The following is a 26,281-nucleotide window of genomic DNA, read 5'->3' on the forward strand; positions in this document are numbered from 1 at the left end:
GCGCGCCTACGACGACAGCCGCTACGACTCAAGGCAACGAAATCGTCAACGTGGCCGATTGCGGGCCGAGCTTCACCACCTGCGAGTACGGCGCAAGCGAACGCAACGTCTGATCGCGCAAATACGTGTTCAGCCCCAGATAAGCCAGCAACCCCACCAGTGCGAACACCGCGCCGATCGACCACAGCGGCACCTCACGCTTGAGCCGGTGCGCGACCTGGTCGGGCAGCGGCCAATGCGGCGCGAACGGCGCGCGCTTGCCCTTCATGTGCGCGATTTCGTCGCCGATACGGGCGGTCAGATACGCGAGCTTCTCGGGCCCTTCGAGCAGGTACTTGCCCTGGAAACCGAGCAGCAGGCACATGTGGAACACTTCGAGCGATTGCAGGCGTGGCAAGCCTTGCGCGCGACATTCCTCGAGATAGTGAAAGAACTTTTCACCGGCCAGCTGTTCGCCGAACAGCGTCAATTGCAGCGGCCGGCGTTCCCACTCCGTGCGGATCTTGAAGGTGGACGACAACACCGATTCGTCGATTGCCGCGCAGAACGCAAACTTCGACGCATAGACGTCTTCCGCCGACGCGTTGAGCTTCTTCGCGCCGCGCTCGAAGTCGCCGAGGAACTGCTGGATGCGCTGACTGAACTCATGCGCGTCGCCCGGCTCGCGGCCGTTCTTCAGCAGGAACAGCATGAAGAAGCCGTCGTACAGCAGATCGAGCAGCGAGCGAACCTGGTAGCTCGGCTCGCTGGCGGGGGCGGGCGTTGCGGCAGGCGTGCTGCCGCCAAACAGGGAGGGCGCGTAGCTCATGATGTGACGGCGATCAGTTCGAGTTGAAGATCGTTGATGCCCGACGGCGCGTAGATCATTGCCGATTGGGCCTGCAACATGCGGTCATACAGCGCACCGCGCGATTCGAAGGAGAAGTAGCAAGCGCCCGGCCGTACCGGAATGGCCGGTGGCACCTGCGGCGTGTAGACGAGCCGCACGCCCGGCATGGCCGAGAGCACCAGCTTGTCGACGTCGTCCGGCGCGCCGACCTTGAAGCGCGCGGGCACGGCTTCGACGAGTTCGGCGGTCGGCATGTCGGCCGACACGGCGATGAAGAACTGGGTCTTGTCGTCGATCTTGCCCGAGTCGAGACGACCGGCATGGAACGACGGGCGTACTTCTTCGAGCGAGATTGCGAAGTAGCGCGTGGAGATCACGGTTTCGAGCAGATCGCGCAGGATCGTATCGAGACGCGCGAACGGCGGGCCCGGATCGTCATGCCGGTACGCCGGCAGATCGGACAGCGCATAGCCCTTCGAAAACGTCATCAACTGGCCGGCGAGGCGCAGCAACTCCTGGAACAGCCGCTCCGGATGCAGCGCCGAATGCTGGTACAGATGCGCGAGCGACGCGAATGCCGCGCTCGCGGTATGCAGCAGCCAGAACGACGCGATGTCGCCGGAACGGAATTCGATGATGTTCTTGGTCGGCTCGCGGTGAAAGCCGTACAGCGCGTTCACCTTGGCCTGCAGCGCGTCGATCAGTTGCCGCAGCCGCTGATGCAGCACCGGCGAGGCGTCGATCGCAAGACACGGCGGCACGAAGCTGTCGTCGAGTTCGAAGCCCGAAGTGGCCGTGCGGCGCACGCGCACGAGCGGCACCGACAGCAACTGGTCGCGCGGCTCGCTATGCGCGATGAGTTTGACGCTGGTCTTCAGGAAGGTAATGTCGGCTTCCGCGGCGTCGGTGAAATGATCGGCCACCGGCGTCTGCTCGCTCACGTAACGCGACACGAAGCCCGCGTTGCGGTCCTGCGAGTAGTTCGCGCCGGTTTCGCGCAGCGGATGCAGCGCCAGATAAAACGTGAATTCGTTGATGCCGTCGGGCAAGGTGTCCAATGCGATGGGCGGCGGCAGATCGTCGGCTTGCGGCGCCGAGTAGAGCGCGCCGTCCGGAAACACCAGCGACAGTTCGCTCAGGCGCAGCACGTTGCTGCCGATCGCGTCGCGGTCGAAGCGCGCCGAGCGCACGCCCCAGTTGTACGGCTGGATCGCCTGGATCGATTCGAACAGGCGCGCCTCGTGATAGGCGTCCTGACGCTGAAAATGCTGAGGCCTCAGAAACAGGCCTTCCCCCCAGAGCACTTTTGCGGAATAACTCATCTCAAACCTGTTATATGCGTTCAGCGTATGGCGCGCCCGGACATTACCGATTCGAGCGCCGCATTGTTAATTGTCTAAAAACTGTTAAATCGTATTTGCGCGGCATCTTTATCCGCAGCTTACCGAAGAAAGCATATTCAGCGGCTGCTCGGGCAATCCCTGTTCCGGCGGGATCACGGTGCCGTTGGTCACGGTCATTGCACAGTTATGCAGGCCGATCATTATGCCGGATTTCTCCGACTTCGCCGGATCGAAGGCGAATTTCCAGCGCTGCATGGCCGGGTCGCGGAATAGCGCGACGATACCGAATGCCTGCGCTTCACGCGAGACTTTTTCGGTAACGGTGTAGCGCTGTCCGGGGATCAGCGTGACTTCACGCACACCCAGCAAATCCCCGCCCAGCGTAGTCTTTTCCTTACCCGGATCGGTAAATGCGTCGAATGGCGCCTGCTGGAATGAGGTGGGGTCTTTCAGCACGTAAAGCCGCACTACCAGCGCCAATGGCCGGTTGTCGGTCGCGGCATTCAGATTCGGCGCGGCGTATAAGGTCAGGCCGACATTGCGCGGCGGCTTCTGCGCGTCCGGCAGCTCCGGCTTGCCGAGGCCGCTGGCCTGCAGCACCGCGTTGGCGGCCGCGCCCAGCGCTGGCACGGCCGCGGCGCAGCCGCCCAGCAGCGCGCAGACGGCGGCGCTCGCAATCAATAACGATGCATGGCGAACAAAACGCGAATTCATATACATCGACCGGCCTGGCGCCGTCCCCCGTCAATACGTCAATAACGAAATCAATCCGGCTATTTGCAACAACCCAAATCCACGCAATGCCGCTTTATGCAAACCGCATGTGTTGCCGGTTGGCGGCTTGCATGCCGACGGGCAGTGGAAATTTTTTCCGCTTTCAACAATGGTGCTATTGCATCAGGAAACAATTTCTGCATGTTTCGTTTAAATGATCCGCATGCTTTTTTTTGTGCAATGCTTCTTCACACGAAAGTTGAATTATCGAAGATTGGCCGGTACTATACCCGCGCACTTGAAGCAAAGCAAAACTCCGGTTTCTCCTTGAATTAAAAAATTCGCACGTCGGTGAAAAACGATGAATGAGCGTCTGTTAGTAAAACTATCTGGGGTTGTGTTGGCATGCGGCGTGATGGCCGGTTGCGCGACACAGGGCAACAACGTGGCGACCACACCCGAGGCTTTTAATAAGCAACTCGCGGACGCCGATACGGTCGCGAAGGGCGGCGATCAGGATCGCGCCATCTCGCTTTATCAGCAATTGTCCAAATCCGATCCGACGCGTGAAGAACCGTGGTCGCGCATTGCGCAGATCCAGTTCACGCAAGGCCATTACGGCCAGGCGATCGTCGCCGCCCAGGAAGCGCTCCAGCGCGACCAGACCGACCGTCAGGCGAAGAGCGTGCTGGCGGTGGCCGGCTTGCGCGTCGCCACGCAATCGCTCGGCGAATTGCGCCAGGACGCGTCGCTCGCGGGTGACGCGAAGTCCGACGCGCAGGCGCTCGCCAAGCAGCTGCGCGACACGCTCGGCGAAGCCACGCTGTTCCCGCCCGACCCGAGCGACAAGCCGGTGGTGAAAAAGAAAAAGTACGTGCGCCATGCGCCGAAGGGCAAACCGGCGGACGCCGCGGAAGCGAACAACGGCGCCGCGGCGCCGGCCGCCACGCCGGCGGCGCCTGCCGCTCCGGCAGCGCCGGCAGCACCCGCCAAAGCCGCACAAAGCGGCGGCGCGTCCGACCCGTTCAGCGCGTTGCGTTGAGCGTAGTAGCAGCCTGATCCATTCGCATCCGGGAGCCGACGATGGCGAAGAAAGAAAGCATTCAGAAACGCTTGCAAAAAGTGCGGCCGCCGCGCGTTCAATTGACCTATGAGGTCGAACGCGGCGATGCGATCGAAATCAAGGAACTGCCGTTCGTCGTCGGGGTGGTTGCCGATCTGGCCGGGCAGTCGGAAGTCGAGCAGCCGAAACTGCGCGACCGCAAGTTCGTCAACATCGATCGCGATAATTTCGACGACGTGATGAAGGCGATCGAACCGCGCGCCGCGTTCCAGGTTGAAAACCGCCTGAGCGAAGCGGGCGGCAAGTTCGCCGTCGACCTGCGCTTCAAGTCGATGGCCGACTTCAATCCGGACGAAGTGGTCTCGCAGATCGAGCCGCTGCGCCGCCTGCTCGAAGCACGTTCGAAGCTGGCCGACCTGCGCAACAAGCTGGCCGGCAACGACAAGCTGGAAGACCTGCTGAGCGAAGTGCTCAACAACACGCAGCAGTTGCAGACCCTCGCGAAAGACCAGGGCGACGCGGCAGACCACGACAAGCAGGGCGAATAAGTACGTACGGGGTGTGAGATGAACCAGCAAACGGCAGCAGCCCAACTCGCCACCGCGCAAGGCGGCACGGAATCCACGCTGCTCGACCAGATCGTCGAGAAAAGCCGCGTGGCGAAGTCCGAGTCCGAGCACGCGCGGGCGAAAGACCTGATCGGCGAACTCGTGCGCGAAGTGCTCGACGGCACGGTGGTGGTGTCCGACAATCTTTCGGCCACGATCGACGCACGCGTCGCGGAACTCGATCGCCTGATTTCCACGCAACTGAGCGCGGTGATGCACGCGCCGCAGTTCCAGCGCATGGAAAGCACGTGGCGCGGTCTCGACTACCTGTGCAAGGAAAGCAACACCGGCAATACGGTCAAGATCAAGGCGCTGCATGCGCCCAAGCGCGACCTGGTGCGCGACTTCAAGACCGCGATCGAATTCGATCAGAGCGCGCTCTTCAAGAAGGTCTACGAAGAAGAATTCGGCACCTTCGGCGGCTCGCCGTTCGGCACGATCATCGGCGACTTCGAAGTGACGCGTCAGCCGGAAGACATGTACTTCATCGAGCAGATGTCGCACGTGGCAGCCGCCGCGCATGCGCCGTTCATCGCGTCGGCGTCGCCCGAACTGATGGGCCTCGAAAGCTTCGCCGATCTCGGCAAGCCGCGCGACCTCGGCAAGGTGTTCGACACGGTCGAATACGCCAAGTGGAAGTCGTTCCGCGACGCTGAAGACTCGCGCTACGTCGGTCTGACGTTGCCGCGTTTTCTCGGTCGTCTGCCGTTCAATCCGAAAGACGGCGCCACGGCGGAAGGCTTCAACTTCGTCGAGGAAGTGGACGGCACCGATCACAGCAAGTACCTGTGGTGTAACGCGGCGTGGGCGTTCGCTGCCCGCCTGACCGCGGCATTCGACGACTTCGGCTGGTGCGCGGCGATTCGTGGCGTGGAAGGCGGCGGTCTGGTCGAAGATCTGCCCACTCACACGTTCAAGACCGACGACGGCGAAGTCGCGCTGAAATGCCCGACCGAAATCGCCATTACCGATCGCCGCGAAAAGGAACTGAGCGACCTCGGCTTCATTCCGCTCGTGCACTGCAAGAACTCGGACTACGCCGCGTTCTTCGCCGCGCAATCGGTGCAGAAGCCGAAGAAGTACAGCACCGACAGCGCCAACGCGAACGCCGTGCTGTCCGCGCAGTTGCAATACATCTTCTCGGTGTCGCGCGTCGCGCACTACCTGAAGGCGATGATGCGCGACAAGATCGGTAGTTTCGCGTCGGCGCAGAACGTCGAAGTTTTCCTGAACCGTTGGATCTCGCAATACGTGCTGCTCGACGATAACGCGACCCAGGAACAGAAGGCGCAGTTCCCGCTGCGCGAGGCATCGATTCAGGTCTCGGAGATTCCGGGCAAGCCTGGTGCGTATCGTTCGGTCGCATTCCTGCGTCCGCACTTTCAACTGGACGAGCTGTCGATCTCTTTGCGGCTTGTCGCTGACCTGCCGAAACCGGCAAATTCATAAACGAAAGTCCAGAAAACCCGTGCGGGCCGCACGGGTTGGCTGTTAAAACCACCTCTTTGGGGAGTCGATGAGTTATGAAGGATATCTATTTAAAATTCGGCAATCCGGCGATCAAAGGCGAGTCTGCCGATAAAGATCACGCTGGTTGGATCGAAATTGATTCGTGGAGCCACTCGATTACGCAACCGCGTTCGGCAACGGCTTCCACGGCCGGTGGTCACACGTCCGAGCGTTGCGAGCATTCGGACATGCAGTTCACGAAAGACATCGACGTGGTCAGCCCGTTGATCTATCAACACGCATCGGGCGGCACGACGTTCGACGAAGTCACGATCGACTTCATGCGTTCGGATGGTGAAGGCAACCGCATCAAGTACCTGGAAGTGAAACTCAAGTACGTGATCATTTCGAGCGTCACGCCGAGCGTGGTGGGTGAAGGCCTGCCGTCGGAACAGTTCTCGCTGAAGTACGCAGCCGTGCAGTGGAAGTACACGCAGCAAAAGATCGGCGGCAATCAGGGCGGCAACGCGCAAGGCGCGTGGAGCCTGACGAAGAACGACAAGACGTACGCGGTCTGATGTCGCGGCGCGGGCGGCATGCACGGTGTGAAAACGCCGGCGTGCGCCGACCGCGCCTCGCATCGGCCGGATTCTTCGGACTCTGATGAAACGCTTCGAACCCAGCTTTCTCGACAAGCTGTTCGACGACGAACCGCATCTGCCGGCGTCCCCGGCGATGCGGCAATTGTCGTTGGAAGAATTGAAGAGCACGGTTGCACGCGACGTGGAAGCGATCCTGAATACGCGGATCGCGCTGACCGAGCATGAGCTCGCGGCGCTGCCGGAATGTCAGCAATCGGTGCTCACGTATGGGCTGAACGATTTCGCGGGCCTGAGTCTCGCGAGCCATTACGACCGCACGTTTATCTGCAAATCGATTCAACAGGCCATCGCGCGGCATGAGCCGCGCCTGCAGCAGGTGGCGGTCACGCTCGAGTTGAATGAACAATCCACCAACGCGCTGAACTTTGCGATTCAGGCGCTGCTGGTGGTCCACCCGGCGGAAGAACCGGTGAGTTTCGACGCCATGTTGCAGCCGTCCACCTTGCAGTACTCGGTGACGCGCGCTCGCGCGAAGCTGTAGTCGCTGCGCACGGCTGCACGTGTGCCGTATCAGTGTTTAGCAGTATCTTGAGTAGCGCCTCGCCGCCGCCGTTACGCGCAACGGCGAGATGAGACGGGGCGCGGAAGGTTCAGGACCGGGGATAGATCGATGGAAGAATTGCTGCCGTATTACGAGCGCGAATTATCATTTCTGCGGCGCTATTCGCGCGATTTCGCCGAGCGCTATCCGAAGATCGCGGCGCGTCTGGCCATGTCCGGCGAGCACTGCGAGGATCCGCACGTCGAGCGGATGATCGAGTCGTTCGCGCTGCTGGGCGCGCGTATCAACAAGAAACTCGACGACGATTACCCCGAATTCACCGAAGCGCTGCTGGAAGTGCTGTATCCCCACTACCTGAGGCCGTTTCCGTCGTGTTCGATCGCGCAACTGGGCACCTCGGCGGCACTCAGCCATCTGACCGAGCCGGTGCTGATCGAACGCGGCACCGAACTGAAGTCGCGCCCCATTCGCGGCGTGCAATGCCGGTTCCGCACCGCTTACGACGTCACGCTGGCGCCGATCCGCATCTCGGAGGCGAAGTACACGTCGGTGGCCATGGCGCCGAGCGCGACCGTGCTGCCGGGCAACGCCACGGCGATCGTGTCGATCACTTTCGAATCCACCGCGCCGCTCGATCTGGCCGCGTTGAAACTGAGCACGCTGCGCGCGCATCTGCACGGCGAGCAGTCGTTCATCGCGGCGCTGTCGGACTGCCTGTTCGTCAATGCCATGGCCACCTACGTGGAAGCCGACCGGCGCGGCGTGTGGACGCCGCTGCGCGTTTCACCGCTCGAGCAGGCCGGTTTCGACGAAGACGACGCGCTGATCGACTATCCGGCCAAATCGCATCCGGCCTACCGGTTGCTGACCGAATACTTCGCGTTCCCCGAGAAATTCAATTTCGCCGACTTCGATCTGGCCGCGATGACGCGCGCCAGCGGCCGCTGCCAGCGTCTGACGCTGCATGTGGTGCTCAAGGAAGTGCGCAGCGATTCGCACATGGCGCGCCTGCTCGATTCGTTGTCGGCGCATCATTTCCGGCTGTTCTGTTCGCCGGTGGTGAATCTGTTCGAGCAGCACGGCGAGCCGATCCGGATCAGCCATCAGGCGATTTCGTATCCCGTGATCGCGGAATCGCGCCGTGCCTTCGCCTACGAGGTCTATTCGATCGACTCGGTGAAACTCGTCAGGCAGCAGGCGCACGAGGAATCGGTGATCGAGTTCCGGCCGTTTTACTCGCTGCATCACGGCGAAGCGGCGCGTGCCGGCCACTACTGGTTCGCGCGGCGCAACGACTGGGTCGCGCAGAAAAGCCCCGGCTACGAGACGGAAATCTCGATCGTCGATATCGACTTCGAGCCCGCCGCGCCGCAGACCGATACCTTGAGTCTCGATCTGACCTGCACGAATCGCGACTTGCCCGCGGGCCTCGCGGTGGGGCTGGAAGGCGGCGATCTGTATCTCGAGGGCGGCTCGCTGACCGGCAGCATTTCGATGCTGCGCCGGCCTACGCCGAGTGTGCGTTTCGAGCGCGGGCGCGCCTCGCACTGGCGGCTGATTTCGCATCTGGCGCTGAATCATGTGTCGCTTGCCAATAGCGGCCTGTCGGCGTTGAAGGAAATGCTGGTGCTCTACGATTTGCGGCGCACGGCGGTGTCGGCGCGGCATATCGACGGACTGGTCGGCATCGAACAGCGTGCCGCCGTGCAATGGCTGCCCGGCAAGCCGTTCGCCACCTTCGTGCGCGGCATCGAGATTCGTTTGACGATCGACGAAGAACATTTCGTCGGCACGAGTCTCGCTTCGTTCGTGCGGGTCATCGACACGTTTTTTGGGCTGTACGTGCATCTGAACAGCTTTGTGCAACTGGTCGTCGTGTCGAAGCGCACGGGCGAGGAGATTCTGCGATGCAAACCGCGCAGCGGCGAGTCGATCCTGGCGTAGTCGAGCAACTGCTCGACGAGCCGCATCGCTTCGAATTTTTTCAGGCGGTGCGGATTCTCGAGAAGTGGTTCGCACAACGAGCGCCGTCAAACAGTGGAAATTCGGGCAACCTGCGTCCCGGCGAAATCGTCGCGCAGCGCATTGCGTTTCGCAACACGCTGTCCATGTCGTTTCCGCCGAGCGAGATTCACGACGCGCAGTCCTATGGCGGCGAAGGCGCACCGCTGAAAGACAAGGCGCAGCGCAGCGAGGCGCTCGCGGATGGCTCGCTGGAGAAGGTGGATATCACGCCGGCGTTCTTCGGGCTGCTCGGCGGGCAGGGCGCGTTGCCGCTGCATTACACCGAGCAGATCGTGGCGCGCGAGCATATCAAGCGGGATCGCGCCGCGCGTGAATTCTTCGACGTGTTTTCGAACCGCGCCACCGCGCTGTTCTACGCGGCGTGGAAGAAGTACCGCCTGCCGTTTCACTACGAGCTGGATCGTGACGAACGCTATCTGCCGCTGTTGCTGGCGCTGGCCGGCGTTGCCGACGACGACACGCGCAACAGCCTGCAAAGCGGCGAGGGCGCGCTGTTCGATGAAGCGATCGCCGGCTACGCGCTGGCCGCGCGGCATCGGCCGGTGTCGGCGGCGTATCTGCAGCGCACGCTGTCCGAGTACTTCAAGGTGCGGGTGCGGGTCGAGCAGTTCGTCGGCAAATGGTACGACGTGCCGCCCGATCAACTGACCGTGCTCGGCAGCGTCAACGCCACGCTGGGCGCCACCGCGCTGGCGGGCGAACGCGTCTGGCAGCGCGACATGCGGGCCCGCCTCGTGATCGGGCCGCTCGACAAGGCCGAATACGAAGCCTTCCTGCCCGGCGCCGACCGCGCCGTCGCGCTGGAGCGCATGTTGACGCTGCTGGCCGGCGTCACCCTGGAATACGAAGTCTCGCTGGTGCTGCGCCGCAAGGAAGTGGGGCCGAGCCAGTTGAGCCACGGCGCGCGTCTCGGTTGGGACGCGTTCCTGTGCACGCGGGAAGCCGACCGTGACCGGACGGACGCCCGCTACGAATTGCACGTGATTCACTGACCATAACGATAGAACCTGGACCCGGATCGCACGACATGAGCACGTCCCTCAACACCCTGATCGCCAAACTGAATCCGACCTGCCGGCAGGCGGCCCTGCTGGCGGCGAACAATTGTCTCGCGCGCGGTCACTACGAGGTCGACCTCGAGCATCTGCTGCTGGCGCTGCTGGACGAACCGGCGAGCGATGTCGCGCTGGTGCTGCGGGCGAGCCGGATCGACCCGCACGCGTTGCGCGCGGATCTCGAACGCGAATTGCAGCGGCTCAAAACCGGCAATACGCGCACGCCGGTGTTTTCAAAGCAGTTGATCGATCTGCTCGAGCAGGCATGGCTGATCGCGTCGCTCGATTCGCAGATTGGCCGCATCCGCTCCGGGCATTTGTTGCTGGCGCTGTTGAGCGCGCCCGATCTCGCGCAGTTTGCCGAGCGCATGTCGCCGTTGCTGCGCGACGTGCGCGTGACCGACCTGAAGCACAAGTTCGACGAACTCACCGCGGGCTCGCGCGAAGCGGAACGCAGCAGCGCCGCCGGCAATGCTGGTGACGCCGGTGGCGACGCGAACGATACCGCGCCGAACGAAGCCGTGCCCGGCGCGCCGTCGAAAACGCCTGCGCTCGACACGTACACCAGCAACCTCACGCAGCGCGCGCGTGACGGCAAGATCGATCCGGTGATCGGCCGCGAAGCCGAAATTCGCCAGACCATCGACATCCTGATGCGCCGCCGTCAGAACAACCCGATCATGACGGGGGAGGCAGGCGTCGGCAAAACGGCCGTGGTGGAAGGTCTCGCGTTGCGTATCGCCGCCGACGACGTGCCCGCGCCGCTCAAGGGCGTCGCGCTGCACGTGCTCGACATGGGTCTGCTGCAGGCCGGCGCGAGCGTGAAGGGCGAGTTCGAAAACCGCCTGAAGAACGTGATCGACGAGGTCAAGAAGAGCCCGCATCCGATCATTCTGTTTATCGACGAGGCGCATACGATTATTGGCGCCGGCGGCCAGGCCGGTCAGAACGACGCGGCCAATCTGCTGAAGCCGGCCTTGGCGCGCGGTGAATTGCGTACCATCGCGGCGACCACGTGGAGCGAGTACAAGAAGTACTTCGAGAAAGACGCGGCGCTCGCGCGGCGCTTCCAGGTCGTGAAGATCGAGGAACCGAACGAGACGCTCGCCGCGGCGATGCTGCGCGGCATGGCGGCGCTGATGGAAAAGCACTTCAACGTACGCGTGCTCGACGACGCGATTACCGAGGCAGTGCGCCTGTCGCATCGCTACATTAGCGGCCGGCAACTGCCGGACAAGGCGATCAGCGTGCTCGACACGGCCTGCGCGAAGGTGGCGTTGGCGCATAGCTCGACCCCGGCCGCGATCGACGACACGAAGAAAAGTCTCGAACGGATCGACGCCGAAATCGCCGCGCTGGAACGCGAAGTGGTGAGTGGCGCAGTGCATGACGAGCGGCTGGCGGAGTTGCGTGAACTGCGCGAGGCAGATGTCAAGGCGCTTGCGGAAGACGAAGCCCGCTACGACAAGGAACGCGCGCTGGTCGCGGAGATCGTCGGCTTGCGCGCCGAGCTCGACGCGGCGCGCGCGAGCAGCGCGAACGGCGAACTTGCTGAACATGCCGAACACACGAATAACGCCGGCAAGGCACAAGCCGCACGCGAAACCCTCGCCGCGCGCGTCGCCGAACTGCGCGCGCTGCAAGGCAACCAGCCGATGGTGCCGCTGCAGGTGGACGGCCACGTGGTCGCCGAAATCGTCGCGTCATGGACCGGCATTCCGCTCGGCCGCATGATCAAGGACGAAATCCAGACCGTGCTGAACCTGCAGCCGCTGCTGGCCGCACGCGTGATCGGCCAGGACCACGCGCTCGACGCGATCGCGCAGCGTGTGCGTACCGCCAGCGCCAGTCTCGAAGACCCGAACAAGCCGCGCGGCGTGTTCATGTTCGTGGGCCCCTCGGGCGTCGGCAAGACCGAGACCGCGCTGGCGCTGGCCGACGTGCTGTACGGCGGCGAGCGCAAGATGGTCACGATCAACATGAGCGAGTATCAGGAGGCGCACAGCGTCTCCGGTCTGAAAGGCTCTCCGCCGGGCTACGTGGGTTATGGCGAGGGCGGCGTGCTGACCGAAGCGGTGCGGCGCAATCCGTATTCGGTGGTGCTGCTCGACGAAGTCGAAAAGGCCCACCCCGACGTGCTCGAAATGTTCTTTCAGGTGTTCGACAAAGGCACGATGGACGACGCCGAAGGCCGCGAGATCGACTTCCGCAACACGCTGATCATTCTGACCTCGAACGTCGGCTCGCAGGCGGTCATGCAGGCTTGCCTGAACAAGAGCGCCGAGGAACTGCCGGATGCCGACGAACTGGCCGAGACGTTGCGCCCGCAACTGTACAAGACGTTCAAACCGGCCTTTCTCGGCCGCATGAAAGTGGTGCCGTACTACCCGATTTCCGACGACGTGCTCGCCGAAATCATCGAGCTGAAACTGGAGCGGATTCGCCGCCGCATCGAAGCGAATCACAAGGCCGTATTCGAGTGGGACGAGTCGCTGGTCGACGCCGTGCTCGCGCGTTGCACCGAGGTGGATTCGGGCGCCCGCAACGTCGACCATATTCTGAACGGCACGCTGTTGCCCGAGGTCGCGCAGCAGGTGCTGGAGCGCATCGCGAACGGCGCCGCAATCGAGCGCATTTCGGTGCGTGCGAGCGAAGCCGGCGAGTTCGACTACACCGTCGTGTAACGAGCCGCAGCCACACTGCGGCGCGCTCGCACGTTAGCCATTCTGTTTAACTGCCGTACCGGACACTTATTGCATTCTGTCATGCCGACTAATCTGGACACCCTGCTGGCGCCGCTCGGCGAAACCTCGCCGTGCGGCGACGATCTGCTGTTTTCCGCCGATTTCGACGCAATCCAGCACGCGCGCCGTTTCGAAGATCCCTCGCTCGATCAGGGCGAGTGGGTTACGGACATCAAGGAGGCCGACTGGCCGTTCGTGGTGGAACGCACGAGCGCGTTGCTGCAAACGCAGACCAAAGACCTGCGGCTCGCCGTCTGGCTGACGGAGGCGCTCGCGCTCGAAGAGGGCATGAGCGGTCTCACGCACGGCTATGCGCTGCTGACCGGACTGTGCGAACGCTATTGGGACACCGTGCATCCGCTGCCGGAAGGCGACGACACCGAGTATCGGCTCGGCAATGTGGCGTGGCTCGTGGGCCGCACTGGCGAACTGCTGCGCGCCATGCCGCTGACCTCGTCGCAAGGCAACGCGTACAGCACGATCGATTGGGACGTGGCCACGCACGTCGCGCAAGCCGTCAAGCGCGACCCGGATCACGCGGACGACATCGCGCGTGGCAAGCCGTCCATCGAGCAGATCGAAGCGTCGAAGCGCGCCACGCCGCCGGCGTTCTACACGACGCTGCTGGCGGATCTGAAAGCGTTCGAGGCCGCCATGCTCGCGCTCGAACAGGAACTCGACCGCCGCGCCGCCGACGCCGCGCCGAGTTTCCGTCAGGCGAAAGACGCCTATGAGAACGTCTTCCGCCTGGTCGAACGGTTTGCACGCGAACTGGGCGTGAGCGCGGAAACGCCGCAACCCAAAGCCCCCGCGCCGAGCGAGCAAGAACGCGCCGAGCCGACCTTCAAGACTTCACCGCAACGCGAGGAACCCGTGTTGACGACTACGCCGACCAGCCCGATTGCAGGAATTCAAAACCGTGCGCAAGCCGTCGCGCAGTTGCGCGCGGTGGCCCGGTTCTTTCGCGGCACGGAGCCGCATAATCCGGCCGCCTACTTTGCCGAGAAAGCCGCCGAGGCCGCGGATATGCCGTTGCATCAATGGCTCTCGACGGTGGTGAAAGACGACGGCTCGCTCGCCCATATTCGCGAGTTGCTGGGCGTGAAGCCGGACGAGAAAAGCTGATCCCACCGGGATTCATAAAGAACGACATGGACCGACGACTATTCCTGATCTGCGGCGCGACCGCTGCTTGCGTCACGCTCAGCGCGTGCATCACGCCCAAACTTTTCAACGACAAGGAATACACCGAACACATATCGAGCTTCATGATTACCGCGGATGGCAGGAAACTGGTCGTGCTGGGAGAACGCTATCACTACATCTTCGACATGCCCGACAAACTGTTGCCCGTGCTCAAGTCAGGCTATCGCAAGACGCTAAATTCATCGTTCTATAGCTTCCATGTGAACGATTCCGCGGTAACGGGGCGCTACGATCTCACTCTGCCTAAAAGCGCGTCGGTGGGGGACAAGCAGCAGGCGATTGCCGACGGCTTTGAATCCGGTTCGTTCGGCGACCTGGGGTTCTCGGGTGAGATACAGGGAACACGATACAGTGCCGCCGACTTCGAGCAGAAACTGACAGCTCAACCGCTCAATAAAAACTATACGGTTGAAGTGACCGAGACGTTATCCCCGGTCGATAAGGGTGTGCGGATGCTTGCCACGCCCGTCACGGTTGCCGCCGACGGCGTGTTGATGCTGGGTGGCGTGCTTCTGCTCCCTGTGGTGTTGATTTCGATAAGCCGCCACGGATTACCTCTGTTCTAGCGGTTAAGATTTCATGGTCCGGCGAGCCCGTCGTCCGCCGATCCTCAGGAGCAAACCATGAGCATCCGCATCGTCCGGCTCGGTTCCCCTCGCGCGGCTGATGAGGGATTGCGTATCGGTACCGTGAGGCGGCCACCGCGTGGTGTGCCTAAAGCGGAGTTCGCGAGCCGCGATTTCTACGATGTCTGGCTACCCAATCTGTCGCCGAGCGCGGAACTGGTCGCGCAGGCTCAGGCGGCGACCAGCCCGGCCGACTGGCGAAACTTCGAGCGCAAATTTCGTGCGGAGATGAACGAAGGCGAGGCCAGCAAGGTGCTGGACCTGCTGGCCGCCCTGTCGAAAGGCAGCGACTTTTCTGTCGGCTGTTACTGCGAGGACGAAAACCGGTGCCACCGGACAATACTTCGTCAACTGCTGGGCGAGCGCGGCGCGCTGATTAAATGAGTCAGCGCACCACTCCGCGCTATTACGACCCCGCGCGGAATTCGATGCGCCGGTTCCGTGCGCGTCCATCCGTCGAATCGTTCGACGCGATCGGCTGATCCGGACCGACACCCGTGGTGGTCATCTGCTGCGGAGAGATGCCCTTGGCGACCAGATAGCCTTTCACCGCATCCGCGCGCGCCTGGCTCAGCGCGATATTCGACGTGCGATTGCCGGAGTTGTCGGTGTGCCCGATGATCGCCACGGTCCGGGTGGTCATCTTCTGCATGGCCGCCGCCATCTGATCGAGAATCAGCCGGCCTTGCGGCGTGAGCGTCGCGCTGCCGGTTTCGAATTCGATCGTGCGGTTGGCCAGCGTCTGGTCGAGCAGGCCCTGTTCGGACGCGCTCACGCGCAGGCCGTTCTTGATCGTGTAGGTCGGGTTCAGCGCATTGGCCATGTCGCTCGCGAGTTGCTGGCGCTGCGATTCGTTATGCACTTCGCCCTTCACGTCGATCTGCGTGCCGTCGATCTTCAACTGGCCTTTGCTGATCTGCTTCAACTGCGGGCCGATCAGCTTTTGCACGTTGGCTGACCAGTTGGGCGGCGTCGCGACGTCGGCGACTTCGATCTGATCGACCACGTTGGCCGCGCCATACGTGTCGCGCAATTTCGCGAGCACGGCGGCTTTGGTCGCTTCGTCGGGCACCTTGCCGCCGACCACCACCTGGCCCGGCGTGGCATTGGCGGGCGGCGGCGCGGCCGTGATCGCGCCGGTGCCGGCGCCGGTCGTGCCGCTGGCGAGGCCCGCGGTGTTCACCGCGGGACCGGCGCTGCCCGTTTGCGCGGACGCCGCGCCCGGCAGCACCGTGGTGTGAATCGCCATGCCGCTGTTGTCGACCGGCGTGACGCGCGCCGGGCCGTCGTTGTCGGCCTGGGCGGCGGCGCTGAGCATCAGCCCCGCGAGCAGCGCGGCCATGCGAATGCGTGGATTCAGCATGGTGTCACGCTCCCGTGAAGGCTTCGCGGAACGTGTCGATGCTGACGCGCAGCGACAGTTGCGGTTGGTCGAGGTAGCTGACGAGCTTGCTGATGCCATGATCGTTTTGTGCATGTTCGTCGATCCACTCGGGATCGTCGATGTCGATGTTATGTGCCGCATACGACTGCGGGTCGACCACGCTGTGCAGCGTTTTGGCCGAAGCGCCGTTAAAGCCGATGATGAGCCGCTCGCGCTCGGCAATCGTGCCGATGAAAATGGCCAGTTCGAAATCCGCCTGGGCGACGAACGGCGCGATCAGTTCGAGCCAGAACGCGGCCACCAGACTGCGGTAGAACGGGTCGTTCGGCAGCGGCAGCGTGAGCCCGCGTTCAAGATGCGACGAGCCGCTTTGCATCACCGGGCGCAGTAGCGAGCCGAGCGCCAGCATCGCGCCGCGCAGACGCACCGGGTGGCCGCTCGCGAGCAGCATCTGTTCGAGACCGGCAAGGGTCTGATGCTCGACGAAGTCGTTGAAGGTGCCGTCGTGCGGATTGCCGGGACCGCCGCCGATCTCGATCGGCACCATCGTTTCGCCGAGCGCCTGCAGCGCGCCGGCCGGCTCGCTAGGGCCGAGCAGCGGCTTCATTTGCGAGGCGATGCGCGACCAGAGGCGCGCAAAGGCGAGCGGGCTGTGCGCGAGGAAGGTCAGCGGCTTTTCGACTTCGAGCGCCGTGGCGGCGAGAAACGGAAAGCGCCGCGACGACTGGTCATGGCTCGCCATCATATGGCCGGCGATCGCCAGCTTGCTGCGCGACCCGAGGAACGCGAAGTGCATCGGCTTGGCGTTTTCGTAGACGATCTTCCAGCGTGGATCGTCGGTGAGCAGTTCCATGGCTTCGGCGATCCAGCGGTCGAGCGTGGCCAGCAACTGCGGGTTATGCGCGCTCTTCACGAAATCGCCGCGCGACGGAATCTTGCCGAAATAGGCGATTTGCGCCTGTACGGTCTGCGTCATTGCGCACTCCCTGTATTCGAAACCGCGGCGGCGGCGGTCGCCGGCGCGTTGACGGGCGCGGGGCTGGGCGCGGCGCCCGGTCCACCCGCGGCCGTTGCATTGACCGAATTGGCCGCCGCGCTCACGTCCGCCACCGACGACGGCAGACGCAGGCCGCGCAGGCTCTGTTGTTGCGGCGCGTCGCTGCTGGCGCTCGACGCCTGCGACGTGCTGATGATGCGCATGCTGACCGCCACGGTGACGTTGCCTTGGGTCCACTGCAGGTCGAAGGTGCCGTCCGGACGACGCTTGCGTTGCGCCGAGTTGATCAGCTTCTCCAGACCGTAGCGGCCCGGCTCGTTCACCAGTTGCAGCGTGCGGCCGTCGAAGGTGGTGGCGTTCAGTGTCGCGCCCGGCGAACCCGACGGATTCGGCCACACGAAGTTGGTCCACTGCGGCGGCGTATTGCGGTAACGCATCTGCTGACCGTCGATCGCGAGCGTGTATTCCGTGGTGCCGCTGCTAGGCTGCGGCAGGATCTGGAACACGGTCTGCGGTTCGGCCGAACCTTGCGCACCCGTACCGCCACCCGCCGCACCGCCGGCAAGCGGCGCCACCCAGCGCGCGAAGCCGCTGGTGAAATCTGGCGTCAGCGCCAGACCCATGTCGCCCCACGTGCGTGCCGTCAGCGTGTCGCCACGGCGCACCGCGAGCGGCCCGAGCGTCGTGCCGACGAACTTGGCGATCGCGCCGTCCGGCCCGAACACCTGGGCGATTTCACCCGCACCCGCTTCGACCTTGGCGTCGCCCGCGAACGGGTACTTGGTTGCCAGCGACCCCTGGAAGGTCTGATAGACCTGCGCGTTCCACACCTTGTTGACTTCGACGCTGGCGGGCTGGATCACCACCGCGTAGGCGGCCATCAGCGGACGCACCAGCAGCGGACGCAGCGCCTTGCGTTGCGAGTCGGTGAGGCCGGTGAGCATCTGCTCGTCGACGTACTTCAGCGAATCGGCCAGTTCGGAGCCGCTGCCGTCGAGCGTCTGTTGCATCAACTGACGCGCGCCCGGTCCCGGATCGCCCTGGTTCTTGATCACGTTGAAGCGCGTGCGAACCTTCGACAGCGTGTCCATATAGCCCTTGAGCATCGAGCCGTTGTCGCCGGTCTGGACGATCCTGCCCAGCGCCGAGAACTCCTGGCCGATCGGGCCCATCGGCATTTCGACCGGATTGCCGTTGATGTCGATGTTGGCGTTCAGCTGACCGGTCGGGGCCCGCGAGAACAGGTTCTTGAACCAGCTGGTGGCGCCCGATTGCGCGCGCTTCAGGTTCGCGTTGAACAGTGACGGGTTATCCCACGAAGTCTGGTCGTACGCGGTTTCGAGCACCTTGCGGATCGGCGAGTCCTGCGGATCGCCGAGACGGTTCATCGCGTCCACCGCCTGGCCGAAGCTGCCGAAGTTCTGCACGGCGATGCCCTGCATGAACTTCTGCCAGTGCATGGCGTAGTCGGTCTTGTACATCGTGACGAGCGCCTTCTGGATCTGCTCGGGGCTGCCTTCCAGCGTCAGATCGTCGTGCGCGGAGGTGTTGAGCACCCAGTCCTTCGCCTGCAGTTCCTTGGTGGCGGCGTCGCGAATCGCCGGCTGCACGTACTGGAACCACGCTTCACGCGTGAAGGTGCCGGGGATCGCGTAGCTGCCCGCGACCAGCGCCGTGTTGCTGTCGCCGACAATGCGGGCGATCGTCATGGGCGCGAAACGGGTCGAGGCACGCGCCTTGATTTCCTCGTAGACACGCTGGCGGGCCGGCATGCCGCGCACCACGCGGCGCAGGTTTTCACGGGTCTGGTCGACCAGACCGAGGTTCTCGTCGATCATCGGCCAGTCGTCGTCGGACACGCGCGACAGGTAGAACGTGATCATGCGTTCGGCGCTGCGGATCATCTCGTCGCGCGGCATGTTGCCGCGATTCGTTTCGAGCCAGCCGCGCCAGAAGCGGGCCACCTGATCGGTCAGGTGAGCCGTTTCCACGTGACGCTTGTCGCTCAGCATCAGGTAGGTCTTGAGCGCGTTGTACGCGTCTTCCACATTGGTCGGCGAGGCGTCGCTATACAGACCGCCCTGGCCGTTCGCGGCCATCGCCGCATGCGCGGAGACCGGCATAGCGGCTGCGTCCGGCGTGCGGTTCAGCGGCGCGAGCTGATCGGGATGCGCGTTGACGTCCTTCAAAAACGACGCGAGATTCTGCGAGACCGGGTCGAGCAGGATCTGCCGCACGCCGTTGTAGTACTCGGTGAGCAGACGCTGTTCGAGACGGTCGCCCTGATACAGGCCGAGCGACACCGCCAGCGGCCGGTCGCGACGGAACTGTTCGAGCTGGTCGATGCGGTCTTCGAGCACGTCCATGGCCTGCATGCGCGATTGCAGATCGTTACGGTTCTGCTGCAGACGCACCACGTTATCGAGGTCGGCCTGCACGTTCGCGGTGAGCTGCTCGTTGTTGACCGTGGACCACGTCCAGCCGCCGAGCGCCAGCGCCAGCACGGCCACGAAACCGAAGAACGTCGCATAGCGCAGGCGCGTCTTGGCGGGGCTCGCGAATTGCCGGACCGTCTGGCGGTCGGCGAAGATCACTTTCGAAAACAGGTCGCGCAGGAAGAAGCCGTTCTTCGAGAACGCGCTATGCGGCTTGGGCAGGCTGTCGGCGCTCAGGCCGAAACGGGTGGCGATGCGGGTGGCCGCGGCGCTGTTGGTTTCGCCTTCCTGCAAGGCGCTGGTGAAGTAGAAGCCGCGGAAAATCGGCTTGTACTGGAACGGGTTGGTCTCGAACAGCGTGGCGAGGAAGGCGCGCAACGCGGGCTTGATGGTCGAGAATTCGAGCGGGAAGCTCAACTGGCCCGGCGACAGCTTGTTGCCGCGATTGATCGACATCTGCGCGACGCTGATTTCTTTCAGGCCGTCATATAGTTCTTCGAAGTGCTCGTCGAACAGGCCGACCACGTCGCGCTTCTCATCGGACTGGTAGGGCAGGGTGGCGCCCCACACGCGGTCGTATTCGTGACGCTCGCTGCCGCTGAAAAATTCGGTGAAGCCGGTAATCAGGTCGGCCTTGGTGAACATCACGTACACCGGCGCGAACACTTCGAGCTTCTCGGTCAATTCCTGCACGCGCTGGCGCAGGTTCTTCGCGAGGTTGATCGCGAATTCGGGCTTGCTGCTGGTCAGCTCGGCAATGCTCGCCGTGACGATGATGCCGTTGATCGGCGCCTTCGGCCGGAATCGCTTGAGCAGGCCGAGAAAGCCGAGCCATTCGGTGCGGTCTTCGTCGTGCACGGAATAGCGGCCGGCGGTGTCGAGCAGAATGCCTTCGGTCGTGAAGAACCAGTCGCAGTTACGCGTGCCGCCAATGCCGTGAATCACCGCGTTGTTCTTGTCGGCGAAGGGGAATTGCAAGCCCGAGTTCAGCACCGCGCTGCTCTTGCCGGCCGCCGGGTTGCCGATCACGATGTACCACGGCAGTTCGTACAGCGCCGAGCCGCCCGAGACCTGGCCGATCTTCGAGGTCTTGATGGTTTTTACCGCGTCGACGAGGCGCGTGCGCAGCACGTCGAGTTCCGCCTGGCGAGCCGGCGTGGGCGCCGGACCGGTCTCGGACTGCTTTTCCGCCTGCTGCTCGAGCATTTCGCCGAGCTTGCGGTTGGCGCGCCGCGCGAGCAGGCGCCGGATCGCCCAGACCAGTACGATCAGCGCGAGCACCGCGCCGAACGCGATGGCCGGCCACATCAGGTCGACCTGCAGGGTTTCCGCGCCGACGAATAAAACAGCGGCGAGCGCGAGCAGGCCGATGATCGAGAGCGTGCGTGTATGGGTCAACACGTTGAGAATGCGTCGCATAAGCCGGTCAGGTCTTGTTGATGTGTGTTGTGGCGCGGGGTGCGGCGGTCAGCCGGGCGCGCGTGCGGCGTTTGAAATAAAACGAAAGCATATTCAGGCGAAAGCGATTGTGGCCGGATTGTTAAATTCACGCAGATGGGCGCACAAAAAAGCGCGTGGCGCAATACCGCTATGCATACGGCATTGCCGCTTTTTGCCGGAAAAATTGATTGAACGCCCCATTGCCAACCTCTTTATTACCCGCTTCGCCTTAATGTCCCCGCCCAAGGACGAAGCCGGGTTTGTGATATTCGACGTGTCCGAGATCCATCATTTTCCAGCGGCCACCCCAGGTCAGGCCGACCTGTTCGGCGGTCTGACCGTATAACTGATAGCCTCGCATGGCCCAGGGATCTTTTTCTGAAATGACGAGCTTGCCGTCGCGCAAAAAAGCGTTGTCCGCGGCAAGACCGTATTGGTGATAGCTCTGAAACGCTGCGGCATTGGTGACGTTGCCCCCCATTTGCGCCAGCCGGTTTTGCCGCTCCGGGCTGCGATAACCTTCCAGTAAAGCCATTTCATACCCGTATTGCTCGTGCATGATTTTATACACCAGCAATAAGCGTGTTCTGAAGTCCGCGTCGAGCAAATTCCAGTCGCGGCTCGCGTCTTTCAGCGCGGGCCGAATCTGTTCGACTTCCTGCGTGGCGAATACCTCCGGCGGCAACGGCGGCGGGGGCACGAGCTGTTCGCCGTTCAATAACGCAGCAATTTTCTCGTCCGGTACCCGCGCAGTGTCATCGAATTGGAATAATTGCCGGCCGCGTAAAGCCAATGCCACCAATGGCGGCGTCGCAAGAATACCTGTCGTGGTAAAAATCAGCAAGCGCCGCTTTACCAGTAACTTTTGCATATCAACTGCGGTGGATTGCGAAATTTTTGCCGAGCGCGCTAATTGACCGCGAGCACGCGTTGCACTAAGCGATGCCCCGCGCATAACCCGGACATGAATGGCGAGTGCAATGCCTAATAAAGAGGCGCGTACCGCCGGCAATAGCAGCATTGCGGCGATCAGGACGGCGATGGCGAAATAGGCGAGAAGTACTACGGCAATCAAAGGCGACCCCGGAAATTGGAAACAATTGTATTTTGTAATGCTTGCTCTTAGAATCAGGCCTGCTCGGAGACGAGCCGGAACGGTATTATCACGGCGAAATAAACCAGGATTCAATGAGACAGTGAATGAGTGCGCCGGAAAGTTCGAATTCCAAAGCCCCGCCTAGCCTGTTATCCGATAAGGCTAAAGGCGCTGATGCCAATGGTTCGCGAATTCTCGCGAACCTGGAAGGCCGCGTTGCGCCGCCTACCGAAAAACCGCGCCGGTCCAGGGCGCCACTTTTACTCGTTGCGCTGCTGGTGATCGCGGCCGGCGGTTGGGGCGCGTGGCATATGCAGCAGCGTCAGCATGATGAGACGTTGGCATCGGCTACGTCAGCTACCCCGGGCGAAGCGGAGAAGCCTGCCGCGACTGCGGCCGTGCCGGCCTCTGCAGCGTTGCCGGGCGCCGCGCAGGTCGTCGCGAAAGCGCCGGCGGCGCCGGTGCCGGCTTCGTCGCAAGCGGCCACCATTATTGCCGACGACAGCGACAACAAAGCCGCCGCGGCGTCGGCCGCCCCACCTGCCAGCGGCGCCGACCGCCTGTCGCGTGCATTGGCCGACGGCGCGGAGGCGAGCAGCGCACCCACGCCGGCGGCGTCCGCGACATCCGCTTCGGCGGTGCCGGTGCCCGCGGCCAAACACGGCAAGAGCGCAACCGCGCTCGCCGGCAATAGCAAGCATGAAGCGGCGCACGGCAAGAAGGAAAGCGCGACCGCCAGTGCGGGCAACCGTCATGTGAGCACGCCGACCGCCGTCGCGCAGTCGAAGAAGCCGCGCGCGAGCGGCACGGCTTCGAAAGACGATTCGGATGCCGATCTGCTGGCGGCGCTGGTTGCGCGCACCAAGCCTGCCGACAGCAAGGCCGCGGGCGGGAGTGCCACGACCAAGGTGAGTGCCACCGCGCCCGCCAGTGCGAAACTCGCGGAACGCGTGAAAGAGTGCGGGCAGCGGGGCTTCTTTGAAGACCAGTTGTGCCGCTGGCGCGTGTGCGACGGTCATTGGGGTAAAGACCCGGCGTGTCCGGGTGCGGCGCCGCAAGCCCGTCAGCCGTAATTCGGGGCGCGCGCGTCATACCTTTATCGTGACGCGCCGCTAACCCGTCGTCGAGTTTTACCCGCTGCAACGGAGTGTGTGCCGTTGCGGCGGCATCGACCGCCATGCGCGTCAGGCGACGCGCATGCGCTTCCACAAAAAATCCAGCTACGCGCGTCACCGTGCGGGAACCGGTTCGTCCTCGCCGGGGCGGCCTTGTTGCCGCCGGTTCTCGAGACTCGCGATGCTGCGATTTAAAAATAAGAGACATCAATGAAAAGACTTCTTCTGGCAATGACGTGCGTGACGGCCGTGCTGGCCGTCTCCGCGTGCGGCGGCAACACCCTGAATGCATCCAGCGCTGCGCCGAAAGTGATTATCGACAGCGACTACAACACCTTGAGCGACGACGGCCAGCTCGGCGTGATGGCGGCGCAACTGCAGGCGCAGGGTTCGCTCGACGTGTTGGGCATTACGGTCGTGTCCGGCAATCAATGGCTGAAGCAGGGCATTGCCGACGCCTTGAAATCGGTCGAGCGTCTGGGTGTCGAGAAACAGATCGGCGTGTATGCCGGCGCCAATTACGCGCTGTCGCACGACTTCGCGACCATTCAGGCCGAGCAGAAGCAATTCCCCGGTGGCGACGGCTACCTCGGCGCATGGAATAACCCCGAGCCGAAATCGGACAGCGACCTCGTCGCGCCGCCGGACGGCTTCGCGACGCACACCAAAGTGCAGAGCAAAAGCGCGGTCGATTTCATTGTCGATTCGGTGAAACAGAATCCGGGTGAAGTGACGATTCTGGCAATCGGTCCGCTGACCAATATCGCGTTGGCCACGCGGCAGCATCCCGAGATCGTGCCGTTGATCAAGCAGATCATCTACATGGGCGGTGCGATCGATGTGCCGGGCAATACCACGCCCACGGCGGAATTCAACTGGTGGTTCGATCCGGAAGCGGCCAAGGCCGTGTTGCATCTGCCGATCAGACAGGTGGTCATTCCGCTCGACGTGACCAACACCGTGAAGATGGACAAGGCGCTATACGATCGCGTCGCGCATGATCCGGCGAAGCAGACCATCATCACGCAGTTGTTCAAGACGTTGAACGGCTATGGTTACGATGGCAAGAACGGCTTCGAGACGAATCCGAACTACACCACGAACATCTGGGACACGCTGACGCTCGCGTATCTGATGAACCCTTCGTTTGCCACGCAAACCGTGGATGAATGGGTGGATGTGGATATGAGCTTCGGCGCCAATGACGGCAAGGCTACGGGTTATACGAGTGCGCCGCCGGCGGGTTTGCAGAAGATGACGGTCGTCAAGCGCTTTGACAATCCGGCCTTTTTCAATTTCTACGTGGATCTGTTGACGCGGCCGGTGCCGCTGACGTTGCCGAACTGATCGATGATCGATCGTTGAGGTTGTTGGGTTTTGTTGGGTGTTGTTGGGTGTTGTCAGTATCGCTGCGGACCCGCATCGACACCGCCTTAGGCGGGATGCAGGCCACGCAGCAGTTGCCGTACGCGGGTGAGGTCCTGGTCGACGTGTTCGGCCTGTTCGAACAACTCCGCGAGCCAGTCGACGAAGGCGCGCACGCGCGGCGACACGCGGCGGTTTTTCACATACGCGACGGCGACTGGCATCGGCACCGGTTGCCACTGCGGCAGGACTTCGCGCAACAGGCCCGAGTCGAGGTAGGGTTGCGCCGCGATCCGCGCGGGCTGAATCAGGCCTAGGCCTTGCAGTCCGCAGGTGAGGTAGGCCTGTTCGTCGCTGACTTTGACGAAGCCTTTCACCTTGACCTGTTGCGCTTCGCCGTCCACTTCGAAATCGAAATCCACTTCACGGCCGTTATGCGGCGACATGCAGTTGACCGCGACGTGTCCGCGCAGATCGTCGAGATCGGTGGGGGTGCCGTAGCGGGCGAGGTAGGCGGGGCTCGCGCAGGTGACGTGTTCGAGGGTGCCCAGGTTTCGCGCGACCAGGTTCGAGTCGGGTAACTCGCCGAGCTGGATGCTGCAGTCGATCGCTTCCGAGATCAGGTCGACGGTGCGGTTGCTGATGCTGATGGCCAGGTCGAGATTGGGGTAACGGGCGTGGAAATTTTCCAGTGCGGGGAGGACGATGGCGTTGGCTACCGCGCCGGGCATTTCGATGCGCAGGCGGCCTGTGAGGTTATCTGTTGCATGGCGGATGCTGGCTTCCATGTCGTCGATGTCGGCCAGGATTTGGGTGCAGCGTTCGTAGTAGGCTGCGCCTTCTGGGGTCACGCTTAGGCGCCGCGTTGTGCGGGCTAGTAAGGCGGTGCCTAGTAGGGCTTCCAGGTTCTGGACTGTTGTTGTTGCTGTGGCTCGTGGGATGTTTAAGGACTCGGCTGCGCGGGTGAAGCTGTTTGTGTCCACGATTCGGATGAATGTGCGCATTGCGGTTATTCTGTCGAGCATGGTTTGGGGCTCCGGTTGGGATCGGTGAGGGTTTTTGCCTGGCCGGGGGCTTGGGTTGGTGTCGGTGTTGGCCTTTCCTTGATTTGGTAGTGGTCTATTGGCGTTGCCCCTTTGCGGGGCGGCACTAACTTCTCTTTGCCGCGGCAAAGAGAAGTCAGCAAGAGAAAGCCGCTCACACCGCTAATTCTTAAGTGGGTTCCTCGCGCAGTTGCGGTAGTGGTGCATCTGGAATCCGTGCTCTCGCACACTCCGCACTCGTGACAAAGCCGTCATACATCCCGCCTCGCGCTGCGCGCTCGGCGGAACGGTCTGCATTGAAACCGGGGCTCCGTTTTCGCGCGGAGGCCGTCGGCTTTGCCGCGGCGAGATGCCGTAATGAGTGGGGCCGTCGGCTTCGCCTTGGCGAGATGCCGTCATGCGCGGGGGCGGGTCCCGCTGTTTTTTGACCTACCGTTCGGCGCGCGCAGCGCCGTCGGAAAAATGACTGCTGTGTCACTGGCGTCGAACCTGTCCGCATTTTTGTGTGCGAGGCGGTTTAAAGATTTCTAGCCACGTGCGAGCGTGAAGCGCTCGCCAAACAGGATAGCAAACTGGTTCA

The 26,281-nt window shown here is 62.8% G+C and carries 21 protein-coding genes; 13 read left to right on the forward strand and 8 right to left on the reverse strand.

Annotated features, from left to right (window positions below):
- Positions 1-28: 28 nt before the first annotated feature.
- The 3 genes from BX591_RS22940 to tssJ all read right to left on the reverse strand — a co-directional run bounded on the left by BX591_RS22940 (position 29) and on the right by tssJ (position 2,886).
- Complete coding sequence (locus BX591_RS22940) at positions 29-808, reverse strand: DotU family type IV/VI secretion system protein (protein ID WP_111933593.1); 780 nt, start codon at positions 806-808, stop codon at positions 29-31.
- A complete protein-coding gene (tssK, locus tag BX591_RS22945) occupies positions 805-2,151 on the reverse strand; it encodes a type VI secretion system baseplate subunit TssK (RefSeq protein ID WP_111933594.1) in 1,347 nt (448 codons plus the stop codon). Before tssK ends, BX591_RS22940 begins: the two co-directional genes overlap by 4 nt.
- 108 nt (positions 2,152-2,259) lie before the next feature.
- A complete protein-coding gene (tssJ, locus tag BX591_RS22950) occupies positions 2,260-2,886 on the reverse strand; it encodes a type VI secretion system lipoprotein TssJ (protein ID WP_111933619.1) in 627 nt (208 codons plus the stop codon).
- 361 nt (positions 2,887-3,247) lie between these two features.
- On the opposite strand from tssJ, the gene BX591_RS22955 reads away from it, so the two are divergent.
- The 11 genes from BX591_RS22955 (at position 3,248) to BX591_RS23005 (ending at position 15,210) form a co-directional block, all read left to right on the forward strand.
- The gene (locus BX591_RS22955) at positions 3,248-3,928 is read left to right on the forward strand and encodes a tetratricopeptide repeat protein (RefSeq protein WP_111933595.1); all 681 of its coding nucleotides are present in this window, start codon (positions 3,248-3,250) and stop codon (positions 3,926-3,928) included.
- A gap of 41 nt (positions 3,929-3,969) precedes the next feature.
- On the forward strand, positions 3,970-4,497 hold the full coding sequence (gene tssB / locus BX591_RS22960) for a type VI secretion system contractile sheath small subunit (RefSeq protein WP_105509670.1): 528 nt from the start codon (positions 3,970-3,972) through the stop codon (positions 4,495-4,497).
- Positions 4,498-4,515: 18 nt separating this feature from the next.
- On the forward strand, positions 4,516-6,006 hold the full coding sequence (gene tssC, locus BX591_RS22965) for a type VI secretion system contractile sheath large subunit (protein ID WP_105509671.1): 1,491 nt from the start codon (positions 4,516-4,518) through the stop codon (positions 6,004-6,006).
- A 74-nt stretch (positions 6,007-6,080) separates the two neighbouring features.
- Complete coding sequence (locus BX591_RS22970) at positions 6,081-6,584, forward strand: Hcp family type VI secretion system effector (RefSeq protein ID WP_111933596.1); 504 nt, start codon at positions 6,081-6,083, stop codon at positions 6,582-6,584.
- Between the two features lie 85 nt (positions 6,585-6,669).
- Positions 6,670-7,149 carry a type VI secretion system baseplate subunit TssE gene (tssE, locus tag BX591_RS22975; RefSeq protein ID WP_105509672.1) on the forward strand — a complete coding sequence of 160 codons (480 nt, stop codon included), beginning with the start codon at positions 6,670-6,672 and terminating at the stop codon, positions 7,147-7,149.
- A 129-nt stretch (positions 7,150-7,278) separates the two neighbouring features.
- On the forward strand, positions 7,279-9,114 hold the full coding sequence (tssF, locus tag BX591_RS22980; protein ID WP_111933597.1) for a type VI secretion system baseplate subunit TssF: 1,836 nt from the start codon (positions 7,279-7,281) through the stop codon (positions 9,112-9,114).
- A complete protein-coding gene (tssG, locus tag BX591_RS22985; protein WP_111933598.1) occupies positions 9,078-10,187 on the forward strand; it encodes a type VI secretion system baseplate subunit TssG in 1,110 nt (369 codons plus the stop codon). Before tssF ends, tssG begins: the two co-directional genes overlap by 37 nt.
- Positions 10,188-10,222: 35 nt before the next feature.
- Positions 10,223-12,934, forward strand: coding sequence for a type VI secretion system ATPase TssH (gene tssH / locus BX591_RS22990; protein ID WP_111933599.1), 2,712 nt, complete (start codon positions 10,223-10,225; stop codon positions 12,932-12,934).
- 81 nt (positions 12,935-13,015) lie between these two features.
- Positions 13,016-14,119 carry a type VI secretion system protein TssA gene (gene tssA / locus BX591_RS22995; RefSeq protein ID WP_111933600.1) on the forward strand — a complete coding sequence of 368 codons (1,104 nt, stop codon included), beginning with the start codon at positions 13,016-13,018 and terminating at the stop codon, positions 14,117-14,119.
- A gap of 26 nt (positions 14,120-14,145) precedes the next feature.
- Positions 14,146-14,766, forward strand: coding sequence for a hypothetical protein (locus BX591_RS23000; RefSeq protein WP_111933601.1), 621 nt, complete (start codon positions 14,146-14,148; stop codon positions 14,764-14,766).
- Positions 14,767-14,823: 57 nt separating this feature from the next.
- A complete protein-coding gene (locus tag BX591_RS23005; protein ID WP_111933602.1) occupies positions 14,824-15,210 on the forward strand; it encodes a DUF488 domain-containing protein in 387 nt (128 codons plus the stop codon).
- 22 nt (positions 15,211-15,232) lie between these two features.
- On the opposite strand, the gene BX591_RS23010 is transcribed toward BX591_RS23005, so the two are convergent.
- From BX591_RS23010 to BX591_RS23025, 4 genes are all read right to left on the reverse strand, one after another.
- A complete protein-coding gene (locus tag BX591_RS23010) occupies positions 15,233-16,189 on the reverse strand; it encodes an OmpA family protein (RefSeq protein ID WP_111933603.1) in 957 nt (318 codons plus the stop codon).
- Positions 16,190-16,193: 4 nt separating this feature from the next.
- Positions 16,194-17,186, reverse strand: coding sequence for a type VI secretion system-associated protein TagF (gene tagF / locus BX591_RS23015; protein WP_111933604.1), 993 nt, complete (start codon positions 17,184-17,186; stop codon positions 16,194-16,196).
- Positions 17,183-21,061 (reverse strand): type VI secretion system membrane subunit TssM, encoded by a 3,879-nt coding sequence (gene tssM / locus BX591_RS23020; protein ID WP_111933605.1) that lies wholly within the window; start codon positions 21,059-21,061, stop codon positions 17,183-17,185. Before tssM ends, tagF begins: the two co-directional genes overlap by 4 nt.
- Positions 21,062-21,311: 250 nt before the next feature.
- Positions 21,312-22,157: a M15 family metallopeptidase gene (locus tag BX591_RS23025; protein WP_167444594.1), complete on the reverse strand. Its 846-nt coding sequence runs from the start codon at positions 22,155-22,157 to the stop codon at positions 21,312-21,314.
- 125 nt (positions 22,158-22,282) lie between these two features.
- On the opposite strand from BX591_RS23025, the gene BX591_RS23030 reads away from it, so the two are divergent.
- Together BX591_RS23030 and BX591_RS23035 are read left to right on the forward strand one after the other, a co-directional pair.
- Positions 22,283-23,251, forward strand: a complete 969-nt coding sequence (locus BX591_RS23030) for a hypothetical protein (RefSeq protein WP_111933607.1) — start codon at positions 22,283-22,285, stop codon at positions 23,249-23,251.
- Between the two features lie 252 nt (positions 23,252-23,503).
- Positions 23,504-24,640: a nucleoside hydrolase gene (locus tag BX591_RS23035; RefSeq protein WP_111933608.1), complete on the forward strand. Its 1,137-nt coding sequence runs from the start codon at positions 23,504-23,506 to the stop codon at positions 24,638-24,640.
- A gap of 86 nt (positions 24,641-24,726) precedes the next feature.
- Here the strand turns inward: BX591_RS23035 and BX591_RS23040 are convergent, their stop codons facing one another.
- Positions 24,727-25,683, reverse strand: coding sequence for a LysR family transcriptional regulator (locus BX591_RS23040; protein ID WP_111933609.1), 957 nt, complete (start codon positions 25,681-25,683; stop codon positions 24,727-24,729).
- Positions 25,684-26,281 lie beyond the last annotated feature (598 nt).

Origin of the sequence: Paraburkholderia bryophila (genome assembly GCF_003269035.1) — a bacterium.
Classification (GTDB): Bacteria; Pseudomonadota; Gammaproteobacteria; order Burkholderiales; family Burkholderiaceae; genus Paraburkholderia; species Paraburkholderia bryophila.